14 protein-coding genes and 1 pseudogene are annotated in these 17,731 nt (G+C 52.5%); 5 read left to right on the plus strand and 10 right to left on the minus strand.

Features of this window, described 5'->3' with window-relative positions; genetic code table 11:
- Nucleotides 1–12: 12 nt before the first annotated feature.
- The 5 genes from MCJ35_RS20700 to MCJ35_RS20720 all read right to left on the minus strand — a co-directional run bounded on the left by MCJ35_RS20700 (nt 13) and on the right by MCJ35_RS20720 (nt 6,473).
- Nucleotides 13–2,163: a glycoside hydrolase family 28 protein gene (locus MCJ35_RS20700; RefSeq protein ID WP_240299635.1), complete on the minus strand. Its 2,151-nt coding sequence runs from the start codon at nt 2,161–2,163 to the stop codon at nt 13–15.
- Nucleotides 2,156–3,286, minus strand: coding sequence for a dienelactone hydrolase family protein (locus tag MCJ35_RS20705; RefSeq protein WP_025485526.1), 1,131 nt, complete (start codon nt 3,284–3,286; stop codon nt 2,156–2,158). The genes MCJ35_RS20700 and MCJ35_RS20705 overlap by 8 nt, the downstream gene beginning before the upstream one ends.
- A complete protein-coding gene (locus tag MCJ35_RS20710; protein ID WP_025485525.1) occupies nt 3,279–4,808 on the minus strand; it encodes a tripartite tricarboxylate transporter permease in 1,530 nt (509 codons plus the stop codon). Before MCJ35_RS20710 ends, MCJ35_RS20705 begins: the two co-directional genes overlap by 8 nt.
- Before the next feature lie 21 nt (nt 4,809–4,829).
- The gene (locus MCJ35_RS20715) at nt 4,830–5,297 is read right to left on the minus strand and encodes a tripartite tricarboxylate transporter TctB family protein (protein WP_008719865.1); all 468 of its coding nucleotides are present in this window, start codon (nt 5,295–5,297) and stop codon (nt 4,830–4,832) included.
- Nucleotides 5,298–5,393: 96 nt separating this feature from the next.
- Entirely contained in the window at nt 5,394–6,473 is a 1,080-nt protein-coding gene (locus tag MCJ35_RS20720; RefSeq protein ID WP_025485523.1) for a tripartite tricarboxylate transporter substrate binding protein, read from the minus strand.
- Between the two features lie 311 nt (nt 6,474–6,784).
- Here MCJ35_RS20720 and MCJ35_RS20725 point away from each other — a divergent pair, with 311 nt between their 5' ends.
- From MCJ35_RS20725 to MCJ35_RS20740, 4 genes are all read left to right on the plus strand, one after another.
- Nucleotides 6,785–8,749: a LysR substrate-binding domain-containing protein gene (locus MCJ35_RS20725; RefSeq protein ID WP_025485521.1), complete on the plus strand. Its 1,965-nt coding sequence runs from the start codon at nt 6,785–6,787 to the stop codon at nt 8,747–8,749.
- A gap of 17 nt (nt 8,750–8,766) precedes the next feature.
- Nucleotides 8,767–9,909 (plus strand): mandelate racemase/muconate lactonizing enzyme family protein, encoded by a 1,143-nt coding sequence (locus tag MCJ35_RS20730; protein ID WP_240299636.1) that lies wholly within the window; start codon nt 8,767–8,769, stop codon nt 9,907–9,909.
- 268 nt (nt 9,910–10,177) lie between these two features.
- Nucleotides 10,178–11,413 (plus strand): ABC transporter substrate-binding protein, encoded by a 1,236-nt coding sequence (locus tag MCJ35_RS20735; RefSeq protein ID WP_025485520.1) that lies wholly within the window; start codon nt 10,178–10,180, stop codon nt 11,411–11,413.
- A 327-nt stretch (nt 11,414–11,740) separates the two neighbouring features.
- The gene (locus MCJ35_RS20740) at nt 11,741–14,029 is read left to right on the plus strand and encodes an ATP-binding protein (RefSeq protein ID WP_240299637.1); all 2,289 of its coding nucleotides are present in this window, start codon (nt 11,741–11,743) and stop codon (nt 14,027–14,029) included.
- A 125-nt stretch (nt 14,030–14,154) separates the two neighbouring features.
- Here MCJ35_RS20740 and MCJ35_RS32230 read toward each other — a convergent pair whose 3' ends face one another.
- Both MCJ35_RS32230 and MCJ35_RS32235 read right to left on the minus strand, forming a co-directional pair.
- Nucleotides 14,155–14,310: an RsiV family protein gene (locus MCJ35_RS32230; protein WP_081739193.1), complete on the minus strand. Its 156-nt coding sequence runs from the start codon at nt 14,308–14,310 to the stop codon at nt 14,155–14,157.
- The gene (locus tag MCJ35_RS32235; RefSeq protein WP_329602472.1) at nt 14,301–14,429 is read right to left on the minus strand and encodes a DUF6783 domain-containing protein; all 129 of its coding nucleotides are present in this window, start codon (nt 14,427–14,429) and stop codon (nt 14,301–14,303) included. The genes MCJ35_RS32230 and MCJ35_RS32235 overlap by 10 nt, the downstream gene beginning before the upstream one ends.
- Here MCJ35_RS32235 and MCJ35_RS32240 point away from each other — a divergent pair.
- Nucleotides 14,388–14,495, plus strand: a pseudogene (locus MCJ35_RS32240) (DUF6783 domain-containing protein); the annotation flags it as partial. The gene MCJ35_RS32235 and the pseudogene MCJ35_RS32240 overlap by 42 nt on opposite strands.
- Here the strand turns inward: MCJ35_RS32240 and MCJ35_RS20745 are convergent.
- From MCJ35_RS20745 to MCJ35_RS20755, 3 genes are all read right to left on the minus strand, one after another.
- Nucleotides 14,479–15,003, minus strand: coding sequence for a hypothetical protein (locus MCJ35_RS20745; RefSeq protein ID WP_155858464.1), 525 nt, complete (start codon nt 15,001–15,003; stop codon nt 14,479–14,481). The pseudogene MCJ35_RS32240 and the gene MCJ35_RS20745 sit on opposite strands and share 17 nt — an antisense overlap.
- A gap of 434 nt (nt 15,004–15,437) precedes the next feature.
- On the minus strand, nt 15,438–16,016 hold the full coding sequence (locus MCJ35_RS20750; RefSeq protein WP_227795829.1) for a zinc ribbon domain-containing protein: 579 nt from the start codon (nt 16,014–16,016) through the stop codon (nt 15,438–15,440).
- Nucleotides 16,017–16,178: 162 nt separating this feature from the next.
- On the minus strand, nt 16,179–17,585 hold the full coding sequence (locus MCJ35_RS20755) for an alanine/glycine:cation symporter family protein (protein WP_025485515.1): 1,407 nt from the start codon (nt 17,583–17,585) through the stop codon (nt 16,179–16,181).
- Between the last annotated feature and the right edge of the window lie 146 nt (nt 17,586–17,731).

The following is a 17,731-nucleotide window of genomic DNA, read 5'->3' on the forward strand; positions in this document are numbered from 1 at the left end:
TCAAACCTCCGCTCAGATACCTGCAAAATCGGCAACCCGGTTTAAAATCCCGGCAGCCTCTCCAATGGTAACAGGACGCCGGGGATCAAAACATCCGTCCGGGTCCAGGCTCATGAAGCCAAAATACAAAGCGCGGGCCACATTGGTGCCGTAGTTATTGTTTACCAATGCCGCATCGGCACAGACCGGCATGGTGCTGGAGGCATTGCGGTAATTCACGCCGCAGGCCTGCATGGCTACCGTGGCCATCTCCTGGCGGGTGACATGGGCGCCCGGCTGAAGCCGGGACGCATGGCTATCCGGTTGAGGCTGGGATGCACAGCCATCCGGCTGACCCTGAGACATATCCCCATCCTCCCAAGACCGCTTCTCCGGCGCAAGGAACCCATTTCCCACCGCAATCCGCAGCGCCTCGCTGCACGCTTCCCCGTCCTCTCCTTCCCAGCGCAGCGCCGGGTCTGCCAATGGCAGCAGTATCCCTGCAAGCTGTTCCCGGGTCATGATCCCGTCTTCCGGTATGCCTTGCGGACGCTCCCACATTCCCCGGCAGTACAGCCGCTGCCACCCGTAATCCCAGCCACTGCCGGACATGCCCTTTGGAAGGACCCGGTATACATGGCTGGTTTCGGCATTTCCCTTATGGTCCATGACCGTAACACGTATGAAAGCCGCTGTCTCAGGAACCGGAAACTGTTCCCCTTCCCCAGCCTTATTCCAGGCAATGCCGTCAGTGGACGTCTGCCACCCGTACATAAAGTCCATATCCCCTCCGCAGGTCCTTGCCTCGGCCCTTACGGTCTCCCCATTTACGGGAATGCCAAGGATGCGGACACCGCCGGGGCGCGGGAAGCTTTTTCCGTTGATTACCACATCGTCAACCACCGGCTCCTTCCAGTTCATGCTGCGCATGGGCCGGGCCACCCCGTCTATGCGGATATTCCTCAGGGTCAGTCCGGTAACCGGGACTTCGTCAAATGCCTCCAGGAAAATCCCGTAATCCCCTCCGTGGGCAACGATGTTTTCAATGGTTATATTGTGGAATTCCGGCAGGTCGCTGCCGTTTCTCCCATCTTCATAAAGCATGGTGCCGTGGACCGCCGCCCCGTGGACATGGTCCATCACACTGTCCGCCAGTATGACGTCCTCCACCCTGCCTCCGCGGCGGGCATTGGTCTTTAAGCGGAGCGCATAGGTCAGGTTAGGGCTGCTGAAGCGGTTATTGACAGCCAGCACGCGGCGGATCCCGCCGCTCATCTCACTGCCCAGGGCAATCCCGCCATGTCCGTCTGCAAACTCGTTATTTTCTATCAGTACATTCTCACAGGGTATACCGGCCATGCGGCCGTCCCTGTCCCTGCCGGATTTCAGGCTGATGCAGTCGTCCCCGGTATCGAACCGGCAATTGCGGATATGTACGCCATTGCAGCTCTCCGGGTCGCACCCGTCATTGTTGGCCCCATGGCTGTACAATGTGACGCCGTCCACCGTCAGGCTGCAGCACATCACCGGGTTCAGCTGCCACATGGGGCTGTTTTTCAGGGTAAATCCCTGAAGGAGCACCCGGCTGCAGCGGATGGTCTGTATGAAATTGGGCCTCAGGTAATGGCCGGGGCCAAAGACCCTCTGTTCAACAGGCACTCCGTCCACATTCATCCGGCGCAGGGCCTTGCGGTCCTCCAGCTGAAGGTCAGGCTTATCATCGGACCATGCATCCTCCACCTGATGGTGCCAGTTCCACCAGTGCCCGAAATCCGCGCCCCCATCCAGGGTCCCATCCCCGGTAACAGCAATATCATGGGCATCGCAGGCATAAATCAATGGGCTGAAGTTATAACAGGGCGTTGCCTCCCAGTGGGAGAAAACCACCGGGTAGTGGAGTTCCGGCTCCTCATTGACAAAGGCCAGCACGGATTCCCTGTCCTGAAGGTGAAGCTCCACCCTGCTTTTCAGTTCCAACGCCCCGGTGCGGATTGTGCCGCCGGGAAGCAGGAGCCTGCCTCCGCCTTCCCTGCTGATTGTATCTATGGCCTGCTGCAGGGCCTGTGTCTGGACCGCCCCGCTGTCTGGGACCACGCCGAACAAACAGGCCGGGAACTCCCGGTCAGGAATATCCGGTCTTTCTATCTGTTTCAGGATTGTCTCCCTCAACTGTAATTTATCCATGGAAAACCTCCTGATTGGTTTTAATCTGTTCATGGCTGTCTGTTAACTGTCTAAGGTGGACAGCCAGGTCCTCCCCATGCCATTGGTGGGGTCCTTCGCATATTTCATGGATTACCAGGCCGGGTGCGTCCATCAGCCTGTATGCATTCCGTATAATGTCCACCTGCTCCGTGACATTGGCAATCCCACGCGGCCCGTTCAGCCTGTCACCCCTGCAGGACTGGATAAGAAGGGGTCGTGGGGCAATCAGGCTGGCAATGTCCCCCATATCCAGGTGTTCCCAAAGATGGGGCACATAGTTGCAGGAACAGTTCCGGTTCAGGGCCAGCAGCGCATCCCGGTATCCATACATGTAGCCGCTGATCACAGCCAGCCTGACCCGTTCATCCATGGCTGACAGCCAGAGGGTCTGCATCCCTCCGCCTGAAAATCCCAGGCAGCTGACAGCCTCCGTATCCCATTCCCCGCGTTCCATAAGGTAATCCACAACGCGCATCAGATCCCAGGCCAGCATTCCGGCCACAGGGATTCCCAACGGCTCCCCCATATGGGCCAGGCGGTAACAGTCGCCCTTCATGGCGGCTGCCGCATCCCTGGTGTCCTCCAGGTCCTCGCGCCGTTCCCCGAAGCCGCGGCAGTCCGGACAGACCGCCACATACCCAAGTGTGGCAAGCTGATAGCCGTAGTCATAGTTATACTGCCGGATTTTATCCCGGATTGGCTTATAACCATCCAGTCCGGCCACTGAATATTTTCCGGCCCCATTATGCCCGGGCGGGCATAGGAAGGGACGGGAGGAGGGTCCGGCTCCCGGCGGCACCAGCACGAACATGGGCATCCATACATCCGGTTCCACCTGGATCCTTATGTGTTCCCGCCTGATTCCTCCGGGTAGCAGGAGCACATCCTCCAAAACCGGGGACAGGGCGCAGTCCTCCATCTTATCAAGCCCCAAAAGCCCGTGCAGAAGGGACCGAATCCCGGACCGCCACTGCTCAAACTCCTCCCTGGTATTTCCCCGGAAGGAATCCTTGCGGGCATACCTGTCAAACTTCCTTATCATGGAGGGAAGGGTGCCATAACACTGTCCAATCACGGGCAGGCCGTTATTAGGGTCAGTCATCCTTTGCTTCACTCCTGCCGGCAGCAGGTACTGCGGCCCCTGCTTTTTTCTTCTTCAGGTGCTCTGACAGAAGCGGCCATACAACGCAGAATACGGAAACCAGCAGCAGGGCACAGGAAATCGGGCGGGTGAAAAACTCCTTATAACTGCCGTGGGCATAGCTGATGCCCTGGCGGAAATAACGCTCCAGCTTGCTGGACAGGATGAAGGCCAGCACCAGCGGGGAGGTGGGAAGTCCTGACATGCTCATGAAGATTGCCAGCAGGCACAGGGCAAGCATCACGTAAATGTTAAACATGGTATTGGAAATCCCGTATCCGCCGATGTAGCAGATGACCAGGATGACCGTGTACAGGTAATGGTAGGGAACCTTCAGTATGTAAGGGAACCACCGTTTCCCAATGATCTGTACGATGTAAGTCACGATTGCAGACACCATGACGCAGGCAAAGATCAGCATGGCCAGGTCAGGCTGTTCGGTCATGAACAGGGGGCCTGCCTGAAGTCCGTGGATGGTCAGTCCTGCAATCAGCATTGCTGTAATGCCGTCGCCGGGGATTCCCAGGGCCATCATGGGGATGAGCGCCCCGCCAAGGGAGGCGTTGTTCGCTGTCTCAGAAGCCCACACACCGGCCGGATTTCCTTTTCCGAAGCTCTCCGGGTCCTTGCTGATGCTTTTTGCATAGCCATAGGCAACCATGTTGGAGATACCGGAGCCCATACCCGGAAGGAAGCCAATCCACAGGCCGGATACAAATGCAAATACAATGGTCTTGATATTCTGCAGGATATCCCTCAGGCCCACTCCCAGACCCTTCATGTCCACCATGTCGGCTTCCGGCATCTTTGCCTCGCCCTTCGCGGAGTCACGGATGATCTGGCACATTGCAAACATTCCTAACATCTGGGCAACCGTACTGATGCCGGAACTTAAGTACACATTGCCAAAGGTGAAGCGGTTGGAACCATTAATCGGATCCATGCCGATGCAGCCCATCAGAAGACCGATTCCTGCCGCCATGATACCCTTGAAGATATTTCCCTTGGATAAGGAAGCAACCAGGGTGATGGCGCAGAAACACAGGGAGAAATACTCCCACGGCCCAAGGTGCAGGGCAAACTCGGCAATCACCGGGGAAAGCACGGTAGCCAGGGCCACGGAACCCACCGTTCCGATGAAGGAAGCCGTCATACCGATTCCCAGGGCTTTGCTGGCCTGCCCGTTCTTGGTCATGGGAAATCCGTCAAAGCAGGTGGCGATTGCGGACGACGACCCCGGGATACCAATGAGCACAGCGGAAATGAATGTGCCGGACACGCCTCCGATCCAGATGGCAAGCAAAAGCACAAAGGAGGTCTCAGTGGGAAGGCCAAAGGTAACCGGAAGCAAAAGGGCAATGCCCAGGGTCGCGGAAAGTCCCGGAATGGCCCCGAACACGATTCCCAGGGAAACCATGGCAACAATCAGCAGCAGATTGATTGGCTGCAGGCAGACCATTAACGCACTTATATATTCTGTCATTTATCCTGTTCCTCCTTTTCCTTATTCAAACAGCCGCCCGGCCGGAAGCTTTACCTGGAAGCCAAACACGAACATGGCGTAAAGGCCTGCGGTTACCAGCACGGAAATGATGACTGCGGGAACGGGTTTCACCTTGCTGACACCCTTCAGGTCATAAATCAGGGCAAAGGTGGCAAAGGGCGTTGTCATAAGGAACCCAAGCCAGGTCATGGCAAAGGCATAGACAATCAGAAGCAGGTAGCTCTTAGTAATCTTCAGGGCGCCGCCCTTTGGAAAATACGGTTTCTCTTCCTTTGCGCGTTCCTTAATTCCCTTGATGATCAGTGCAATGGAACTCATTGCAATCAGTACGATTGCCACATAGGGCAGAAGGCGCGGGCCTGGCTCCAAAAGCTTGGCTGGCTGCTTGATGGACTGGGTTGCTAACAGGAAGAACGCACACCCCAGAAGGCCCACAATGCCGGTAACTGTATCTCTGCGCATTTTCATGGATAATTCCCCTTTCTTTTAAAATGTCCCGGGAGGTTTCTCCCAGGACATCCGGTAAATCGTTACGTATATAGGTACTGCCTGAACATGACAGGCCTACTCCTGGACAAACATATCCAGTTCCTTGGCAATCTCCACAAACTGGGCATACTCCCCATCGTGGATTTCCTTGGATTCAGCAAGGTCATGCCATCCCGGGATATTACCGATACCGGCAATACCGGCGCTTACAGTCTCATCCTCGCAGACAGCCTTCATGGCGGCGTTCATGTCTGCAACCATGGTCTCATCCATGCCGGCCGGTCCCAGGAGGTAGTGGTAAATGGACATTACGCAGTCATCAAAGCCCTGTTCCTGAAGGGTCTTATAGTTGTCCGGCAGCGCTTCCGGATACTTGGAAATGGTGGTCCCGTCAGAGGATACGGTGCCGATTACCTTCAGCTTGCCCGCTTTCTCATATTCCTGTGCATTACCAACGCCTACAACACCGATGTCAATGAACCCTCCTGCCAGGTTGGTCAGACGGTCGGACTCGGATGCACACTCAACGGAATTAAGCTCGATACCGGTGGTGGAGGTCAGCATACCAAAGAGGAAGGTGTTGGCGCCAGCCGCAGGCATACCTGCGTTCAGCTCGCCCGGATGTGCCTTTGCATACTCAACAAATCCAGCGAAATCATCATATGGGGCGTCGGCCGGTACCGCCAGGGTTGAGAAGCCATTGTCCTGCAGGCAGGCAATCAGGGTGAAATCTTTCATCGGGTTGACCTCGGCGTTGCCTGTTATGTACTGGATGTTCAGGGCTGAGGTGGCAACGGTCAGGGTTGTGCCGTCCGGTTTAGCCGTGGCAACGGTCTGATGGCCGATGGTGTTGCTGTCATAGTTGGTAACGGTTGTCTTCAGGCCGTAAATCCGGTTCAGCCCTTCGCTGTAATAACGGATGCCAAGATCGGAGCCGCCGCCTGCCTTGCCAGGCACCACCAGGGTAATGGTTTCCTTTTTAGGAAATCCGATGTCATCTCCTGATGCTGCTGCTTCATTCCCAGCGCCGCCGTCCGCCGTGGTGGCTGCCGCCGTGGTATCACCTGTGCCGGTTTTGCTGCCGCAGGCAGTCATTCCCAGTACTGCTGCTGCCATAACCCCTGTCATTAAGAAACGATACATACTCTTTTTCATAACGTTTTTCTCCTTTTATTCCACTTTTTAGGCAGACTTATCCCGCCTGATTTTAAGAACTGACTCTCAACACACCGCCTGGAAGAAACTGGATATATAGGGAAATATTGTATAATCTGTCTGTTTTTAACCCTTCGTGTGTTTACATTTTGTATTATATAGTATTTATAAAGATTTTACAAAGCAGATTTAATTATAGCTTTCATACCACTTTGGTTATAGTAAAACTTTTTCTTCTTGACACTCCGCCAAAATCATATATGATGGAAATAAATCCTGCACATGCCGTTACGGACCGAAAGGAGGCAGCCATGACCACGCGCCAGCTTTATTACCTTGTTACCATTGCCGACCTGGGAAGCCTTTCCAGCGCAGCCCAGGTGCTGGGGATCTCACAGCCCGCACTGAGCAAATTCCTGACTGAGTATGAAGCATCCCTGGGCTTTCTTATATTCCTCCGGTATCACCGCCATCTGACCCCCACTTCCGTGGGCAGGTACGTCATAGACTGCGCCCAGAAGATTCTGGACGAGCAGACCCGTATGCTGCAGATGCTCCGCGCCGTGACGGACAGCAACCACGCCCGCATACGCCTGGCCACCGCGCCCAACCGGGGCGCCATTATCTACAGCCGTATCTATAACCAGTTTTCACACCGTTATCCGGACATCTCCCTGACGCTGACCGAGCTTTATGCCCGGGACCAGCCGGGGGCCATCCTCCATGGACAGATTGACCTGGCCATCGGTTCAGGCAGGGATTCCGATAAGGTGACGGACCTGCCTATTGCCTATGAGGAACTGCTGGTATCCCTTCCGGTCTCCCATCCCCTGGCAACGGCGGAGAAAATCCGCCTGTCCGACCTCAGGGATACCCCCTTTGTACTACAGGGGCCCAGGCACAGTATCCGTATCCTGGCAGAAGAGCTTTTTCAGGAAGCCGGATTTAGTCCGGTGGTAACTTTTGAATCCAATGACGTCATCCTGGTGGACTCCATGCTGCACCAGGCCGTGGGAGTGGGGCTGGTGTCCCAGGCACATGTGTTTCCATGTGAGGAGCTGGTTTACCGCTCCCTGGACCCTCCCATCCACCAGACCCTTCATATCCGCTATCCCCTGGGGCATACCCTGACAGAACCGGAACGCTATCTTGCAGGCCTTCTGATCCATGAGCGGTTATCCGATTCCCGCTACAAGGCCATCCCCTCTGCCGGGGCAGAGGAGCTTCTCAGGATGGTGGACCAGGACAGCCAGCCAGCGGCCGACGTCATTTCCCCGTCCCAGGCAGCCATCCGCGCCCACACAGCCCACTATACTGCCCCGGAGCTTAACCTGAACACCCAGCTTCTCAAGTACGTCATCGCCATTGTGGACGAGAAGAGCCTGACAAGGGCAGCGGAAAAATACTTCCTTACCCAGCCAGCCCTGTCCCGCCATCTGCACAACGTGGAGGGCATGCTGTGCGCCCAGTTATTCACCCGGGTGCATAACCGTCTTAAACCCACTAATGCAGGTAAGGTATTTGTCAACTTCGCCCGTAACATACTTCAGATTGAGGCTGAGATGACGGCCCATATCCATGCGTACCAGACCGGACATGGAGGCGGTATCTACCTGCACTGCGACCCAGGGCTGTCCGGCATCCTGCACAGCCAGGTGGCGGACAGCTTCAGCAAACTCCATCCGGATGTCAACCTGTACATAATAGAAAGCGGCCGCGAAACCGCCCAGGAAGCCCTGCTCAATGCATCGGCGGACTTCGGCCTTTACTTTTCCTGCGAGGAGGAGCATCCAATCCTGGACAGCCGAATCCTGGACGAGGATGAGCTGGTGTACTGTTTTGGGACAGAGGATGAGCTGGTACGCTGTTTTGGGACAGAGGATTGCCCCGACCCGGTGCAGGATATCCGGGTCCCTATTCCGGTTTCCACGGCCATGCAGCCCCGCCGGATCATGCTCGCGCCTCAGGACAGCGCCCTTCGCATGGAGCAGGACCGCCTCCTGGGGGAGTGGCCCGGACGGCCTGGAGCGGTTGTGTGCGAGGCCCGGCCGGATATCCTGCGGACCCTGTCCGTGTGCGGTGCCGCCGCCACCATACTTCCAGCCCGTTCCCTGGGACAGGAGGCATTGTCCCGGTGCAGGTCCTTTGAGGAACCGCAGAATTATTATCTGCTGCTGGTCCATCACCCGGGACGCAACCTCCCGGCCTTTGTAAAGGACCTGGTCCGGCTGCTGAATGATACATTTGAAACTTATTTTTCCAACCATGACCAATGATAACAAGGAGGCCCATGATGAACCAGTTATTCTGTCACCCCGAAACCATTACAATCAAGAAAGCAGTGTACTACGACATTGCCCCCATCCCCTTGCCCACGCCGTTTAAGGACGGCACCGGCGGCGTACGGCATGCCTCCTTTTTCAAAGGCTGGATGAAGATATATGATGAGGACGGCTTCTGCGGGCAGGGACCGGCCGGCCCTTTGATGACCGACTTCTTCCTTCCCAGGATGTTGGACGCCCTCGGGAAATCCAATGGGGAATGGATGGAATATTTCTGGTGGGAAATCCGCAATTTCGGCTATCAAAGCCCCTATATTCCTGAAATGACCAACCTGGACTGGCTGCTTTTAGACCTTCTGGCCAACCGCGCAGGGCTGCCCCTGCACCGCTTCCTGGGAGCTGACCGGGACTGGGCCTGCGTGTATAAAGGGGGCGGTTCCGTCCTTCTAAGCGACGAGGCGCTGATTTCGGACCTGCAGCGTTTCAAGGACGAGGGGTATAAAACCACGAAATTCAAAATCGGCGGCAGCGGCGCTGACTTCTCCCAGGACATACGCCGTCTTGAAAAGGCCCGCCAGGCGCTGGGGGACGGTTTTGGGATTGCAGTGGATGCCAACCAGGCCTGGGACGCCAAAACAGCCTTTGCCTTTGCAAAAGAAGCAGCCCCCTTGGGCGTGGCATGGCTGGAGGAGCCGGTCCACGCCTATGACATGGATGCCTTAAGGGAGCTTCGGGACCTGTTAGACGAGGCCGGGATTGCCATGGAGATTGCCATGGGCGAATCCGTGCGCAGCTACCACACCCATGTGGCCTACGCGGAACATGGCGTGGACCACCTGCAGCCCGCCCGCCTTTACTGCATCGCGGAAAACATGCGGGTCCGGGAATACGCCCGCCGGCACGGGTGCCGGATCTCCACCGGGGGATTTACCTTCCAGAACGCTGCCCTGGGAGCGCTTTACTCAGAGGACGAACTGTTGGAATACCACCAGCCCCTCAACGAAGTGCTGGTCCCCTACTTCAGCCTTGTATCCGAAATGAAGGACGGGCGCTTCTATCTGCCCGATGTCCCGGGACTTCCGGTGCATCTGGATTTTGAGCGTCTGGAACGGGACGGGCTGCTGAGAGGGATACGGTTTTACTACCATAAATGATAAAAAAACATTGACATATGTTTTTCTTTGGGATATAGAAACCCCCTTTCACCAGACAGTTCAGCCTGATGAAGGGGGCATTTTCATTTCAGGGACGTGTTTAAAACCTGCTATCCGGCGTCTGTGCATCCCACATTCCGGGAGAATTTAAGGCTTTTTATTGTACTCTCAGGCATTTTACATTATAATGGAAAATAATAGACTTTTTGTCAATATGTAACCCGGACAAAAAGGCACAGGATCTGAAGGCTGTCAATGAGGAAATATCATGAAAAAAATAATTAAAAAGCATTTGCTTGTCTGTAATTGTATTGCAGTTGTTTCATCTGTCTTAATGGGCATCCAGGGATGCAGGCAGGACAGGGAACCAGAGATTGAGGTGGCGCTTTGGAACCTGGATGTTTACGAAGATTACACGAAGCAGGTCCAGGATCTGGTTCCTGATGTAAGGATTAAGTGGGTCAAGGGCCAGCGGGACCTTGGATATTACAGACAGCTGGCTGAAACCGGCAATATCCCCGATATCATAACGGTCCGTAAGTTTTCCCTGAAGGACTCCCTCAACCTGGATCCCTATCTTATGGATCTGACCAAAACAGAAGCAGCGTCCGCTTACTACGATATTTATCTTGAAAATTATAAAACCCTGGATGGAAAGGTGTTCTGGGTTCCCATGTCCGGCACGGTGGATGGGATTGTAGCAAACAAAAGGCTGTTTGACAAATATGGCATTCCTGTCCCTAAGGATTTCGACAGCTTCCTATCAGCCTGTGAGGCGTTTGACAAGCATGGAATCACCGGATATTCCCTTGATCTGCACCAGGATTACAATGCCCTGCACCTTTTACAGGGTATGGGAATTGAAGAGCTGTCCTCCGTTGATGGGATTATTTGGAGAAGAGACTATGAGGACGGAACGATAAACCAGCTGGATACCAAGGTATGGTTGCCGGCTTTTAAGAAACTGGAACGGCTTAATATGTCAAACATCCTGGACCAGGATACGATGTATTCAGATGACCTCCTCTGCTATGATAAATTCATGGACGGAACACAGGCCATGGTCAATATCAGCAGCGAAAGTTTTTCCAAAATCCTTCCCGGCCAGGACCTGGAAATCCTCCCCTACTTTGGCAGGGAGCAGGACTTCCTGCTGACCTATCCCACATTCAACGTGGCCGTCAGCAAGGGTGTGGAAGAAAACAGCAGGAAAAAGGAGGCGGCCTGGAAGGTCCTGATGGCCATGACATCTTCCCAGGCCCAGGAAGTGCTGAATGAACATACGGACGGATTGATTTCTTATAAGAGGGACATTACCTTTGAATACAGCGGCGCCATGAGTATGGTACAGAAATATCTGGAAACCAACCGCACTTATCTGCGCCTTGGCTCTGAGGAATTTTTTGGAATTTCCACAAAGACCCTGGATGGGATGCTGGAAAACCATCTGTCAGCTGAACGTGCACTGGACTTAATGAACACATATCTGTCCCATCCTGAATGAAGCATAGGGATTACCGCCCGCCAATACGAATGAAAAGCTGGAAACCATATGAATCCAAATAAAAAAAGAATGTATGACCATAGCAACCGATATAAACATATGCGCAATACAATAGTAATCAGCTCATTGATTGCCATTTCAGGCGTTATCTGCCTCATGTCCGTTTTCCTGAAAAATATGGAAAATAATGCCAGAAAAGAAAATGAATATCATCTATCAGAAATTGCGTATCAGGTAGCCGATAATATAAATTCCAAGCTGAATCAGAATTGGTCCTTACTGCATAGTATCGATTATGATTTAAGCCTGTTTTCCCGGATTCCGGATATGGATACCCGTGAATACAGGCAGAACATGGTAAAGGAATGGAAGTTCAGCCATATTTATCTCATTGATGATGCAGGAAACTGCCGGGATGAATACGGGCAGAAAAGCCGGCTCATATCCAGGGACAACTCCATTGCGCTTTTAAAGGACAAGACGGATGTCTCATTTTTAAGACGGGATGTAAATGGCAATGCCACACTGTTTTTTGCAATTCCGGTGGAGAAGAAGCAGGACAGCTCCGGAGCCATTTCCGCCATTGCCCTGGAATATAAGCTGGATACCATTCTGGACATCCTGACCATATCGGCCTTTGAAAAGAAAGGGGTATGCTATGTCATCGACCAGAACGGGAGCAGGCTGTTCAACACCCAGACTGACAAGGCCATTAAGGATTATAATCTTTTCAATTATCTGGAGTACGCATCAAGGGATGGTAAAAACAGCGCTGAAGCGATTCAGGCAGCCATGGACAGCGGTTTGAGCGGGGTAACCGTCTATACAAAGGACGGATACCAGGAATATATCAGCTACACGCCTCTGGAAAACGGAAAATGGACCCTGCTTCTCTTTGTGGGCGGGGATATCATCGGGGCAAACATGAACCATTTTTCCAGGAATGTATTTTCTACATGCGCGGTAATTGTGTTTCTACTTATCCTCATAAGCGGATTTATATTTTTCAGGCTTAATCAGATTGCAGACAGAAAAAGGGATGCCGACGTATATAACCGCGAGCGGATGCTAAACCTTCTGATTGACCGGGGAAATGAAGTATACATGATGTACAACAGAACAAAACGCTGCCTGGAGTATGTAAGCCCTAATCTTGAAAGCGTGATGGGCTGGAGCCGGCAGGAAGCAGAGCAGCTGTTTTCAGAGGGCGGGGACGGGGACGCGGATGATATTGCCGGGATTAAGGATGAATTAGCCAATTGGGACAGACAGGGGGATTTTGTAGGTTCCATACACAGACATCTGAACCGGAATACAGGGGACCTGCGCCGTATACGCCTTCAGGTCAATCCCGTGCACCTTGATTCGGAAGAAGTATGGATTGCCAATCTTTCCGATATGACCAAGGAGTGGGAGCAGCGTGAGGATTTAGAGCAGGCGCTTATCGCTGCCAACAGCGCTAATATTGCTAAAAGTAATTTCCTTTCCAATATGAGCCACGACATCCGTACGCCTATGAATGCCATCCTTGGAATGGCAGACATCGCAAAGCAATATGCAGCGAACCCTGAAAAAGTAACAGGCTGTATGGAGAAGATTTCTTATTCCTCAAAGCACTTATTGTCGCTGATTGACGAGGTGCTTGACATGTCAAGGATTGAAAGCGGGAAAATGCTCCTGGATAATACGGCCTTCTCACTGTCCTGCATGCTGGAAGGCATCGTATCCATGTTCCAGGCGCCAATCAAAGAAAAAAAGCTAACATTCCACATGGAGAAAAACCATATTGAAAATGACTCCCTCATAGGGGACGAATTCCGCCTCAGCCGTATCCTGGTAAATATACTGTCCAATGCCATAAAATACACGCCCGAACAGGGAGAAATCTCATTTTCCATTGCTGAATCCGAGCCGGACAAAGAGGGCTATGCCAGATACCGTTTTATCATAAAGGATACTGGCCGGGGGATGACGGAAGAATTTTTAAAAACCATCTTCCTGCCATTTACCAGGATGGAGGAAAAAGATGGAAACCATACCCAGGGAACCGGGCTTGGCATGGCCATTGCAAAAAGCATGCTGGATTTGATGGGTGGAAGTATCCATGTTGAAAGCGCGCCGGGGAAAGGAAGCACCTTTACTGTTGATGTGGAACTGGAAATGGGGGATGCCGGGGAAAGCCAGGAAGAAAATAAGGAACCGGATACCATCCCGGGCAGACGTTTTGACTTTACCGGAAGAAGGATATTGATTGTTGAGGATAATGAAATTAACGCGGAGATTTTAAACGAGCTACTGCACATAGAAGGCGCCCTGACGGAAAGGGCAGGGAATGGGCAGGAAGCCGTGGATCTGTTCATGCAATCATCTCCTGGTTATTACGGCCTTATCCTGATGGATGTCCAGATGCCGGTCATGAATGGATATGAGGCTGCTTCCAGGATCCGCGGCCTGGACCGGCCGGACGCAGGGACAATCCCAATCATAGCCCTGACCGCCAATGCCTTTTCCGAGGACAGGAACAGGGCTTTAGCGGCCGGTATGGATGCCCATGTGGCAAAACCCATTGATATGGCAAGTCTCAGCAAAGTGCTGGGTGAAGTATTTTCCTCATGAGGAAGGAAGCACCCACTCGATGCTCCCAGCGGATTACTTAAATGTCCTTACAGACACCGCCCACCCTGTGGTTCAGACAGGGCGGGCATTTTATTTACTTATTTTCCATCACACCAATCCTATGCCTATTCCGTTCCATCCATATCAGCTGATTCCTTTCCACAGCTGTTTAATGAATACATGACTTCTCCATACGGCACTGTTATATCGATTGGCCCTGCAGCGTACGGCGCAATCGTGCTTTCATCAAACAGGATATGGATTCCATCCTCTAAGAGCAGCCAGTCCTAGGGTGTGTTTGAAAATTGCTTTCCGTCAGCTGTGCGTCCCACTTTGTGGGAGATTTGGTCCCGATGAGGGAGGCGTAGCGGGCTACGTTGACCGAATTGGGACCAAATATACCGCGAAGTGGGGCGTGCAGATGGCGGGAATGAATTTTCAAACACACCCTAGTCAAATGCTATAGTTATATTTTCTGGTTGAACAGTAAACATTCCTTCCTGGCCATCGATTTTAGACTTAATTGTTCTTTTAACAAAGGCTGTGATGTCAGCTTTCAGCTGTCCGCCGCCGATATCACTTATTTTCAGTATTCCTTTGTCCGGAGTAATTGTATAATATGCATGGGTATTATAGTTGTATTCCGGAAAGCCGGTGGGAAGGAGACAGCAGTTGTTCAAGTGCAATCGAAATCCGCCCTCTTGTCCTACCCAAAACAGCCCATTCTCTTTCCGGCTTTTTTTCGGATTTATTATCATTTTTGAAATGCAGATGTGTTTTTTCTGCCTTCTTCTCTGCTCTTTTTCCGGCTTTAGATCAGCCACATCATTTGAGCCTGTCACAACCAAAGAACAGGAACAAAAACAGGTTGAGCTTTGTTTGGATTGGTTCTGGTTTTGAATTTTCCTTATAAATACATTGTTTTCGGGTGCTTTCCTTTTCTCGTTTTCTTTTTCTCTTTGCTCTTTCTCCATTTTGAAAACAGAGAGTGAACAGAAGGAAAAGGGCAGAAATTGATTGGAAAGGAAAGACGGAAAACAAAAAGCAGAAGTACCGGGATTGTTAAGTCCTGATACTTCTGCTTTGTTTTTACTTTATTCTATTTTCGACCGGAACATTGAGTTAAAGCCGGTGGGATGGGAACAGCAGTGTCCCCCGCATTCACACTATGTTCATATTTCATTCAAAAACCTTTTACACAATCAACATTATTTCTTCATGTTTTCCCTATATACTTTAACCATAGACAGTTAGAGATAGCTGCCACACAAAAACGCTTACAAGATTTTTTTCATAATACTCGAGCTGATAAGAAATTATCAGCTCTCCTCCCTTTTAATAATACTTTTTAAAAAACGTATCATCCCCAGGATGGTACGTTTTTTCATGGTATGCATATTCACTTCTGTCAGAAAAACAGGATTTTGCCCAGTCCCAGAAGGAACAGGATGACAACAAGCCCCACAACCAGCTTCATGGCTGCATCCTGGTCTGCAAGCCATCCCCACAGGCCCTCCTTCGCTTCTTCCTCAGACTCACTGCCGGATCCGTCTGTCTCATTCTTCTTATGATCATCCCCAGTCCCTTCCTCCGGCATATCCAAAAATACCACAGGGGCCTCCTGGTCCTTCTTCGTCTCCTCTTTGGCAGACTTAAGCGCTTCCCTGGCTGCTTTCCAGTTACTTTTATCCACATAATAATTTGTAAACGGAACGATTTCCACAATTCCTTCTTTAAACCTGTTGGTAGGCACGGTATTCTGGCCTTCCTCCACATAATACGGCACATTGGCGGCCTTTAACGCTTCTTCCAGGTATACGGTGTCAACATCATGCCCGTTGGACAGGAGCACCGGCTCCTTTACCATTGAGAAAGAGGCCTCAAAATCAGATGCAGCATCAATCAGCTGTTCCCCGCATTCCTCACATACAATCGCATCCTGCGGGAACCGTTTCCTGCATTTCGGACAAATCCTTCTTGTTTCCATAGCTGCTCCTTTCCGGGTTCCGGCCCTGGCGCCTCGCAACACTGCCTGAGATGCACCGGCAGGACCTGGGTCTGTCTTTTGTTTTGCTGTACGTCCATTATAGCTGTACTGTCCGGTAATTTCAAGGGAAGGTTTTCCCATATATCCGGCACCGGTTCATCCTCACGTCTTCCCTGCCCTGAATCCCTCAGGCAGGGTTACCTCCTTATATAAAAACAACAGGGCAGTCAGGTTTGGAAACGCCATAAGCCCGTTCCATATATCCGATAACATCCACACAACGTCCAGCCTGGCCTCGCTGCCAAGAAACACCGCCCCCAGGAACAGCAGCGGATAGACCCTGGCCGCAAACCATCTTCCCGCCTGTTCCCCCAGGCCGGTTCCCCTGATGAAATAGGCGGCTGCCTGCTTCCCCAGATAAAACCACGCCATGATGGTGGCAAATGCAAACACAACCATGGAACCGCTGACCAGGTATTCTCCTGCAATCCCCAGCCGGCCGCTGAAACACCAGGCGGCAAGGGCAGCCCCCTCATAGGGCACCGCATCCAGGGCCGAATCCGTCATGCACAGGATGACCAGGGCCGTAAGGGTACACAGTATCACGGTGTCGAAGAATACTTCAAACATGGCCCACATCCCCTGTTCATGAGACGTTGTGTCCTCGGCCGGACCGTGAAGCACGGCCAGGGTCCCAAGCCCCGCCTCATTGGAGAACACGCCCCTGGAAATACCGTAACGGATGCTGCGGCTTACCACATAACCTGCTCCCCCTCCCGCGGCTGCCTCCGGACAAAAGGCGGATGACACCATGGATGCCAGGGCGCCGGGAATCCGGTCATAGCAGGAAAATATCACTATCAGCGAAAATACGATATAAATACCGGAGGCAGCGGGCATCAGCTTCTCAGCCACATTGCCAATCCGGTTTATGCCCCCGCAGATGACCAGCATCAGGATTCCTGTAAATACCAGTCCTCCTGTGAGGGCCGGTACCTTCCATGTATATTCCATGGTGCTGATGGCTGAGTTGGCCTGCACCATGCTTCCCATACCCAGGGAGCACATCAGGCACAGGAAACTGTAGAGGATTCCCATGCCTTTTATCCCAAGCCCGCGCTCCATATAGACAAATGGCCCGCACACATAATGTCCATCGCTGTCCTTGTACCGGTACCGGATGCCCAGCATGGTCTCGCTGTAGGCTGTTATCATCCCAATCAGGGCCGACACCCACATCCAGAACAGGGCGCCGGGACCGCCTGCGGTCAGGGCCGTGGCCACCCCTGCAATGTTACCGGTCCCCACCGTTGCCGCCAGGGCCGTGCACACGGACTGGAACTGGCTGATGCCCTTTTTTTTGCCGGAATCAGTTCCATTTCCTTCTCCCGTCCCCTCCGATACCTTTCCTGACAGGATACGTCCTGCCGTGTTCCTCCACCAGTATGAAAATCCTCTTATCTGGAAAAAATGACATTTAAGGGTAAAAAATATGCCGACTCCCAGGAATATCACAAGGGTCCATGGCCCCCATACCATGCCATGGATCTGCTCCAGCCGTTCCATCATCTGCTGCCTACCGTCCAGCGTCTGTTCTTATTAAATGTCTTATTCCGGGAAGCGGCACGCTATGACAATTCCAGGAATTTTCTTATGGATGTACCTCGCATTTTATAGTGGTTTATGATAAAATAATGAATAGGTATTATAAAAGA

Source organism: Enterocloster sp. OA13 (assembly GCF_022440595.1).
Classification (GTDB): domain Bacteria; phylum Bacillota; class Clostridia; order Lachnospirales; family Lachnospiraceae; genus Enterocloster; species Enterocloster hominis.